General features: G+C 47.9%; 8 protein-coding genes. All 8 read right to left on the reverse strand.

What is annotated here, in order from left to right; all coding sequences use genetic code 11:
• Positions 1–149: 149 nt before the first annotated feature.
• Positions 150–1,316: an amidohydrolase family protein gene (locus Selli1_RS17395; RefSeq protein WP_204863894.1), complete on the reverse strand. Its 1,167-nt coding sequence runs from the start codon at positions 1,314–1,316 to the stop codon at positions 150–152.
• Entirely contained in the window at positions 1,316–2,422 is a 1,107-nt protein-coding gene (locus tag Selli1_RS17400) for an amidohydrolase family protein (protein WP_281874302.1), read from the reverse strand. Before Selli1_RS17400 ends, Selli1_RS17395 begins: the two co-directional genes overlap by 1 nt.
• Positions 2,423–2,494: 72 nt before the next feature.
• Positions 2,495–4,177 carry a peptide ABC transporter substrate-binding protein gene (locus tag Selli1_RS17405; protein WP_281874304.1) on the reverse strand — a complete coding sequence of 561 codons (1,683 nt, stop codon included), beginning with the start codon at positions 4,175–4,177 and terminating at the stop codon, positions 2,495–2,497.
• Positions 4,178–4,235: 58 nt separating this feature from the next.
• Positions 4,236–5,204, reverse strand: a complete 969-nt coding sequence (locus Selli1_RS17410; protein WP_087168047.1) for an ABC transporter ATP-binding protein — start codon at positions 5,202–5,204, stop codon at positions 4,236–4,238.
• A complete protein-coding gene (locus Selli1_RS17415; protein WP_087168048.1) occupies positions 5,204–6,238 on the reverse strand; it encodes an ABC transporter ATP-binding protein in 1,035 nt (344 codons plus the stop codon). Before Selli1_RS17415 ends, Selli1_RS17410 begins: the two co-directional genes overlap by 1 nt.
• Positions 6,239–6,250: 12 nt before the next feature.
• Entirely contained in the window at positions 6,251–7,201 is a 951-nt protein-coding gene (locus tag Selli1_RS17420; RefSeq protein ID WP_087168049.1) for an ABC transporter permease, read from the reverse strand.
• 18 nt (positions 7,202–7,219) lie between these two features.
• A complete protein-coding gene (locus tag Selli1_RS17425) occupies positions 7,220–8,155 on the reverse strand; it encodes an ABC transporter permease (RefSeq protein WP_281874308.1) in 936 nt (311 codons plus the stop codon).
• Positions 8,156–8,180: 25 nt separating this feature from the next.
• On the reverse strand, positions 8,181–8,861 hold the full coding sequence (locus tag Selli1_RS17430) for a GntR family transcriptional regulator (RefSeq protein WP_087168051.1): 681 nt from the start codon (positions 8,859–8,861) through the stop codon (positions 8,181–8,183).
• Positions 8,862–9,075: the final 214 nt, after the last annotated feature.

Here is a 9,075-nt window from a genome sequence, read left to right on the forward strand (position 1 = left end):
TAAGTGATCTGGCTGACCGTCCGCGAATTGGTACAATTGGAAAGAATCACATTCAGAGCAGTTCCGCTTTACTCAGGACTGCTCTTTTTCCGCTCTGAATCTGATACTTTCCTGATGAATTATACCACATTTTCCCTGACAGGAGTATCTTATGAAACAGACTGCCAGATGACCTTTCCATCAATCATTGTTTTACACACGCTGGCATCCGTATCGAGTCCCGGCCTTCCTTTCACCAGGATCAGGTCCGCGTCCTTCCCCTCCCGGAGTGTTCCGACCCGGTCTTCCACTCCAAGGACGTGCGCCGGATTGATGGTCACCATGCGAAGGGCCCGCAGATACGGTACGCCCTCCCTGACAGCTTCCCCGATATGATGATACAAAGACTCTTCGCTGAGAATCGGCGAATCGGTGATCAGCGCCACATTCACGCCACGCTCATCCAGCGTTTTGACCGCTTCGATGTCTACTTTCCGCCGCTCTCCTGCCGCCCGGTATGTTCCGATCGGCCCGTAGCAGACATCGCATCCGCTTTCCACAATCTCATCGATATAATTGGATGCGCCCCAGGCGTGTTCCAGCGAGAACCGGACTCCATATGCGTTTGCCACTTCGATAGCGGTCAGCATATCATGCTGGGTACAGTGAATCTTGCATGGAATCTCCCTTTTCAGCGCCGGGATCATCGCCTCCATGTCCGCATCATATGCCGGATGATCTCCGGATTCTTTTGCTTCCATATAATCTTTTGCTTTTCGGAAGGTGTCCCACAGCACCTGAGCCACACCCATCCGGGTCATCGGAAGCTGGTTTCTCTCTCCATAGGTTCCTTTCGGATTTCCTCCAAGAGCTATTTTTACGGCACACGGAGCCTTAATTGACATGTCAAACACATTATTTCCATATGTCTTCAGCGCAAACGGAAGTCCGCAGAACACATTTCCACTTCCAGGAGTCAAAAGCATCGTCGTAATTCCGTGGGAATACGCTGCCTTGAATTCTCTTGCCTGCGGATTTACGCTGTATCTTGCATCTATGGACAACGTCACCGGATTTGTCATCTCATTTGCGTCATCCACGGAGGATTCTCCGTTAAAATCAAATAATCCGATATGAGAATGCGCCTCGATCAGCCCCGGCATGACATTGAGTCCTGCCGCATCGATCACTTCCACATCCCCGGAAAGTTCCTCTTCCGGAATACGGGTGCCGATCTTCTTGATCTTTCCGTCCTCCACCAGAATCTCACCTGTGAAAACAGTATCTCCATCTTCCATTGTGTAAATCGTTCCATTTTGAATCAGAGTCTGTGCCATCAGAATACCACCTCCCCATTGATCATGCTGGTTCTGACTCTTGCCGCATAAGTTTTCACCGGATGTCCGGTATAGATGGAAAGATCCGCATCCTTTCCGGTCTCCAGTGTCCCGATTCTGTCAGATACGCCCAGCATTTTTGCCGGATTCAGCGTCATCATCTTCACCACTTCTTCCGCGTCCGCTCCTGCCCGGTACACTTCAATGGCGGTCCACAGGAACACTTCTCTTCCCTCTGAAAAACCTCCGTTGGAAGCGGTAAACGCAACCAGATTTCCATTCTCATTCAGATCGCAGATTTTCCCAAGATCCATTCCGTGCTTGGTTACCTGTGAGCAGTCGCTGACATTTCCCAAAATCAGTCCGGCATTCTGCCGCTTGATCTCCTCCAGCGCCCGGTCAAACTCGTACCCGTCCACCAGGACAAGGGATGTATATTCCGTTTTCATCATTTCCAGTACACCCTGAATCTCTCCCGCTGTCTGGGCCGCCACAAAGGCCGGCATGCTGCCCTTTTCAAAGATTTCGCAAATCAGTTCTCCCTTTTCTTGTTCCTCCGGAGCTTTTGCCTTTCTGAGGGCCTCCTGAAAAATCCAGAATGCTCCCATTCTTGTTTTTGGCATCTGGTTTCGTCCGCCATAGACCGATTTCACCTCGGATGTGACGCTGCACTTGAGTGCCGCCTTTTCTTTGACAAGCCTGTCTGCCATCTTCATATGGGCAGTTTTGCATACGGCAATCTGTCCACCCATCACATTGGCATTTCCAGGAGTCAGGCCCACTGCCGTGATCCCGCTCTTATAAAACTCCTGGGCATCGATCTCATCCGGATCAATGGCATATTTCACATTCAGCTGCGGAGTCAGCGGATCGGTTTTCTCCTGATTGTCCAGATATCTGGACGGCATCCCCATGGCTCCCACAGAGGAATGAGGATCAATGAATCCAGGGAAAATCTCGCAGCCGGACGCATCGATCACCTCCGCCTCCTGACAGCAGATGCCAGGCGCGATGTCCCGGATCACCCGCCCTTCCGTCAAAATGTCGCATCCATCCAGGACGGTCCCGTCCCCTACATGGATTCTTCCGTTTTTTATCAGGTACATGCTGTTGTTGTCCCTCCTTTTCTGAAAAAAGCCGATCACAAAAGCGACCGGCCCTTTTTGCTGACTGGTATTCTAATTTTCCACGGAAACCTGTGAAAAGTCTACCAGACCGTTTGTTGCTACATAATAATTTTTTACATGGTTTTTCACGTAAGTCGGTGATGCTTCCAGGTACATTGGAGCAATCAGGGCATTTCCTACCACAAGCTGTTCCGCCTGAAGATAGATCTCCGCCTTTTCCTTGTCATCTACGACATCTTTTGCCTGATTCAGAAGTTCTGTAAACTTCTGGGAATCTTCATTGTTCCATCCTGTCTTGTCCGCGTTGAAATAACCATTGACCGGTTCAAACAGCTGCAGAAGTGCACTTGGTTCATTATAGTACGGTCCCCAGCCTCCGCAGGCAATGTCATAATCTCCGGCATCGATTTTATCCCACATGATGTTCCATTCCATCATATCGATCTGCACATTGATACCAAGCTTTTCTTCCCATACCTGTTTCATCCACTCACCGATCTTCTTGGAAAGCTCTGCTGTTCCGCGGCTTGCGTAGCGGATTGTCATCTGAGACGGATCTGTACTCTTTCCAAGCTCTGCAAGACCTTCCTGCAGAAGTGCCTTTGGATCTGTGTATTCTTCCTGCATCTGAGTTACAAAGTAATTCTTTCCGTCTACAAGCTCTGTATAGGTTTTATCTCCCACCTTCATCGTATCCGGCATCATAGAGTAAATCGGTACAGACATACCATCCCGGAGCGTATCTACCATTTCCTGCCTGTCAAAAGCAATGGAAAGTGCCTGGCGGATTTTCGTATTGCTCAAATATTCATTTTTCAGATTGAACATAAAGAAATCCGGTGCACTGGACGGAACCGTCATCTCCTGGGAGTCGCCGGCCGCCGTGATGGTTTTACCCCAGTTGGTGTCCGATGTGCTGACAACATCCAGCTCGCCGTTGATAAACGCCTGCACTGCTGTGGAAGATTCCTGGATGACCTTGTAATTGACTTTGTCCAGCTGCATGTCTTCCTGTCCCCAGTACTGATCGTTCTTCTCCAGAACCATCTCGGTATTCTGATTCCAGCTTGTCACTTTTAACGGTCCGTTGTAGACTGTCTTATCCGGGGCAGTTCCATATTCGGATCCATATTCCTCATATTTGGCCTGGTTGACCGGATATGCGGAACCTGCTACCAGCTGTAAGAAATAGGACGCCGGGTGTACCAGCTGGATTTCCAGAGTTTCCTCATCCAATGCCTTGACACCGATTTCATCCGGTGTCTTTCCATTGTTGTACAGTGCCTCTGAGAAATTGACAATGACTCCGTCAAACAGCCATGCATTCGTTGCCGCTGTATTTGGATCTGCCATCTGTTTGAACGTAAATTCGAAATCGTTGGCTGTCACCTTGGATCCATCGCTCCACTTTGCGTCCGGATTCATGTGGAATGTGTAGGTCAGTCCATCCTCGCTGACATCCCAGCTTTCGGCTGCTGCAGGCACAATCTCATCCGTATTGTCCTTTGCGGAACGGTCTCTTATGAGAGGATCATAAATCATGTTGTGGGCGATATTGTCCGGCGCTGTTGTATTGACCAGTGGATTTAATCCGACTACCACGCTGTTGGTGGAAATGTTCAGCACCTGTTCGGAAGATCCGCCTCCACCTGATTTTTCATCGCCTCCGCATCCTGCGAGAAGCCCTGCTGTCATGACTGCTGCAAGCAGACATGCAAGTACTCTCTTTTTCATACTATTCCTCCTTTTTAAAATTTTGTTCTCTATCCTAAATCCATGTATCCATGGATTGTCAGATCTCTTTTACCCTGTGGCATGCTACAAAATGTCCCTTCTCTATCTCCTCAAGCTTTGGCGTCTCGCTGCGGCAGAGGTCCGTCGCATACCGGCACCGTGCTGCAAACCGGCATCCCGGCTTTGGATTGACCGGACTTGGAATTTCGCCCTCAATCGGGATCCGGGTCTTTTTCTTTTCCTCTTTCGGATCCGGAATCGGGATCGCCGACATCAATGCCTTCGTGTATGGATGCAGCGGATTGTCATACAGCTCATTGCTGGACGCGAATTCCACCATGTTTCCGAGATACATAACGCCGACCCGATCGGAGATATGCTTTACCATGGAAAGATCATGGGCGATGAAAAGATAGGTCAGATTCTTTTTCTTCTGAAGCTCAATCAGAAGGTTGACGATCTGCGCCTGGATGGATACGTCCAGCGCGGAAATCGGCTCGTCACATACGATAAATTCCGGTTCAATGGCAAGCGCTCTTGCAATTCCGATCCTCTGCCTTTGACCTCCGGAAAATTCATGCGGGAAACGGAGGGCATGTTCCCTGTTCAGGCCCACTAGTTCCAACAGTTCATAAATTTTTTCCTGACGTTCTTTTCCTGTATACAGCTTATGAATGTCGATCCCTTCTCCGATAATATCCCCTACCGTCATTCTCGGATTCAAAGAGGAATACGGGTCCTGGAAAATAATCTGTGCTCTCTTTGTGAATTCCTTTTTCTCTTTTTTATGTAGGCTGTGAATTTCCACCCCGTCAAAGATCACTTCTCCTCCGGTGGCATCATAAAGTCCCATTACGGTTTTGCCGCACGTCGTTTTCCCGCAGCCCGACTCTCCTACAAGCCCCAGCGTCTCGCCTTTATAGATTTTAAAGCTGACTCCATCCACCGCTTTTAATGTCTGATGGCGTCCCACCTGAAAATACTTTTTTAAGTCTTTGACTTCAATCAGAACCTTTTTCTCGTCCATCACTGATTCCCCCTTCTGATCATATTTTCCGGAAGTCCGCTGACATCCGCCTTCGGATGGTGCAGCCAGCAGGAACATTTCTGGGAATGGCTGAATTTCGTCTCCTCAGGATACTGCATTCTGCAGATCTTCATGCCGTATTCACATCTCGGTGCAAAAGAACATCCCTTAGGAGGGTTAATCAGATCCGGCGGTGTTCCCTTTAAAGAATACAAGGTTTCTTTGTTGTTCGAATGAATTTTCGGAACCGAGTTGAGCAGCGCTCTTGTGTACGGATGAGTGGACTGGTAGAAGATCTCGTCTACCGTTCCTCTTTCCACAATCTTACCTGCATACATGACCTGAATATAGTCCGCCACGCTCGCCACGACTCCCAGGTCGTGTGTAACAAGGATTACTGCCATGTTCAGTTCTTTCTGCAGGTCTCCGATCAGATCCATGATCTGAGCCTGAATAGTAACATCCAGCGCAGTGGTCGGTTCATCGGCAATCAGAATCTCCGGCTTGCACGCAAGGGCAACTGCAATCATGGCTCTCTGCCTCATTCCTCCGGAAAATTCGAACGGATACTGCTTCATCCGCTTTGACGCATTTGGAATTTTTACCAGTTCCAGCATCTTTTCGGCTTCTTTCATTGCATGTTCTTTGGACGTCTGTGTATGGATCAGGATACTTTCCGCGATCTGCTCTCCGATCTTCATGGTCGGATTCAGCGATGTCATCGGATCCTGAAAAATCATGGAAATCTTGCTTCCTCTGATCTGGGTCATCTGATTTTCCGTATAGTCCAAAAGATTGTCTCCCTGGAACAGGATCTGTGCCCCGCCGCCTTTTTCAATCATCGTATTCTGGGCCGGAAGAAGCCCCATAATCGCTTTGGATGTCACGGTCTTTCCACATCCGGATTCGCCTACGATCGCAAGTGTTTCTCCTTTTCTCAGACTGAAGTCCACTCCTCTTACTGCATGTGATATCCCGGCATAGGTTTTGAAGGAAACATGCAGATTCTTTACTTCCAATATATTTTCGTTCATCATGATTCCCCCTTATTTTCTCAGTTTTGGATCCAGTGCGTCAGAAAGTCCGTCACCGATCAGATGGAATGACAGCATCGTAAGGACAATCATCAAACACGGGAAGAACAACTGGTGCGGATAGAACATCAGCTGCTGCTGCCCTGCGGATGCCAGCGCACCCCAGCTTGTCTCCGGCGGTCTCACACCCAGCCCGATATAACTTAAAAACGCCTCGCTGAATACGAATCCTGGAATCGACATGGTGATATCTACCATGATAATTCCAAGGGTGTTCGGAAGCAGATGCTTGATAATGATTCTGCCTGTGGACGCTCCCAGTGCTTTTGCCGCCTGTACATAATCCTGTTCCTTGATCTGAAGAATCTGGCCCCGGACCATACGCGCTGTTCCTACCCAGGCTGTCAGGCTCATGGCGAACACAAGGGAAAACAGGCTTCTTCCCATGACCATGGACAGAATCGTGACAATAATCAGATACGGAAGATTTCCGATCAGTTCGCAAAGTCTCATGATGATATCGTCTACCAGCCCGCCTTTTAATCCGGCCAGTGCTCCGGCCAGAGCCCCGATGACAAACATTACTGCGGTACAGCAAAGACCGATATAAATCGAAATCCGGCCGCCGACACAGACACGGGTAAACAGATCTCTTCCCATATCATCTGTTCCAAACCAGTGCTCGGCACTCGGTCCCTGATTTTTAATGTCCGCATTGATATACTGATAATCCTTTCCCGAAATCGTCGGGCCCAAAAACAGCAGCAGAATAATCGCAATCAGGAGGATCAGTCCGAAGATTGCAAGCTTGTTGGCTTTGAATCTTCTCCAGACATCCGCCCAGTATGTAAGGGACTTCGCTCCCAGTTCTTCTCCCGACAATCCTTCTGTGCCGATTCGTTCAAACAGATCCTCTGTATCATTCACAGAGTCTGAAATATTGATGTTCTCTCTCATTTCCATCACTTGCTCACCTCGCTTTTACTTCTTTCCCTTTGCGACCCGGATCCGCGGATCCACGATGCCGTACAGAATATCCACAACAATCAGTGCTCCCACAAACAGGATTGCAAAGAAAATGGTAAGTCCGATAATCATCGTATAGTCATTGTCCGAAACTGCTTTTACATAGTAAAAACCAAGCCCCGGAATCGAAAACATCTTCTCAAGAATAAAGGATCCTGCAAACACTCCTGAAATCGCCGGTCCGATCATGGTAATAATCGGGATCATGGAGTTCCGAAGAACGTGTTTTTTGACGACTCTCTTCCGGTTACAGCCCTTCGCCTGAGCCGTAACGATATAGTCTTCCCCGATCACGGAGATCATGCTGCTTCGTGTATATTTCGTATAGGAAGCGATTCCTCCGATGGCGTATGCCGCAACCGGGAGAATGTAGTGCTTTAACTCTCCCCATCCAAATACCGGAACCAGTTTCCATTTGAATGCGAGAAAATACTGCAAAACAGCTGCAAACACAAAGCTTGGCACACAGATCGCCAGCACGACGAGCACCCGTATCACATGATCCACCGGCCTTCCCCGGTTCAGCGCCGCTATCATGCCAAGCGTCACTCCGATGGTCACCTGGAACAAAATAGCAAGCAATCCTATTTTGGCCGAAGTCCATGTATTTTCCCTGATTACTTCATTCGCCGTTTTTCCGGTGTAAACAATGGATTCTCCGAAATTCCCGGTTGTCAAAAGGTTCTTCATATATGTGAGATACCTTTGAAATACCGGCTTGTCCAGTCCGTACTTTTTCTCAATAATCTCCTGTGCCTGCTCCGGCATCTGTCCGACCTTTGCTGCAATCGGATCTCCAGGTGCCCCCGCTACAAGAAAAAATGTAGCTGTTGCAATCAAAAACAATGTCAGAATTGCATATGCCAGCCGTTTCCCAATAAATTTCAGCATCTTTTTCTCTCCCTTCTTTTTCCCGTCAGCTTTCCTCTGACTGCTTTTTCTTTTGAAGTTCCTGGAATAATACTTCCGGCACAATCATGTAATGATGCTGGATCTCTTCGCAGATCTGCTCCACTGACTGCATCCGGAACGAATCCAGAATCCTCTGGTGGTTATACTGGATATAATCAAATGGCACCAGTGCTTCCGATCCCATCGTATAGTAAGCTGCCGTGTTCCCGCTTTCCAACGACTTCCATACTTTGTAGAGCTTATCACTGTGAGATGCCATTACCACATAAGAATGAAACTGTTCGTCCAGTTCAATGATCTGATAAAGATCTTTCCTACCGGCCGCCTCGCCAAGTTTTCTGAGATTGTTCTCCATTTTTCTGTCCAGTTCTTCCGTCAGTTTTCCGGAGCACATTTTAACCGCAAGTTCTTCTAACGTCGAACGAATCAGATAGGCTTCCTGCATTTCTGCATAAGTCATTGTTCTTACAATACATCCCTTATGAGATTCGTATTCAAGCAGCCCTTCCTCTTCAAGCTGTCTTAATGCTTCCCGGACCGGCCCTCTGCTTGTCTGAAACTCCTCAGAAATCTGGGCTTCAATCATCCTTTCTCCCGGTTTGATTTCTTCATTTAAAATTTTCTTTCGCAAAACTTCCGCAACCTGTTCCCTCAGTGTTTTTCGTGATATTGATGCTTTGGCCATAGTCGTCTCCTTTTTCACATTACATTGCGAAATTATTGAGTTTATTATACCCCTCCCCCTTGTATAAAGTCAATAGTTGACAATCGACTGTATGTGTCAAGTAATCGTTGGCACTTTTTCTTCTTTTTTTGATATCAGTTTATTTCTTTTATTTTCAGACAATTCAGTTCGGACTTTATCTGATCATTTTATGTTTCTTTTTAACAGAATGCTC

This window comes from Sellimonas catena (assembly GCF_027924685.1).
Lineage (GTDB): Bacteria > Bacillota > Clostridia > Lachnospirales > Lachnospiraceae > Sellimonas > Sellimonas catena.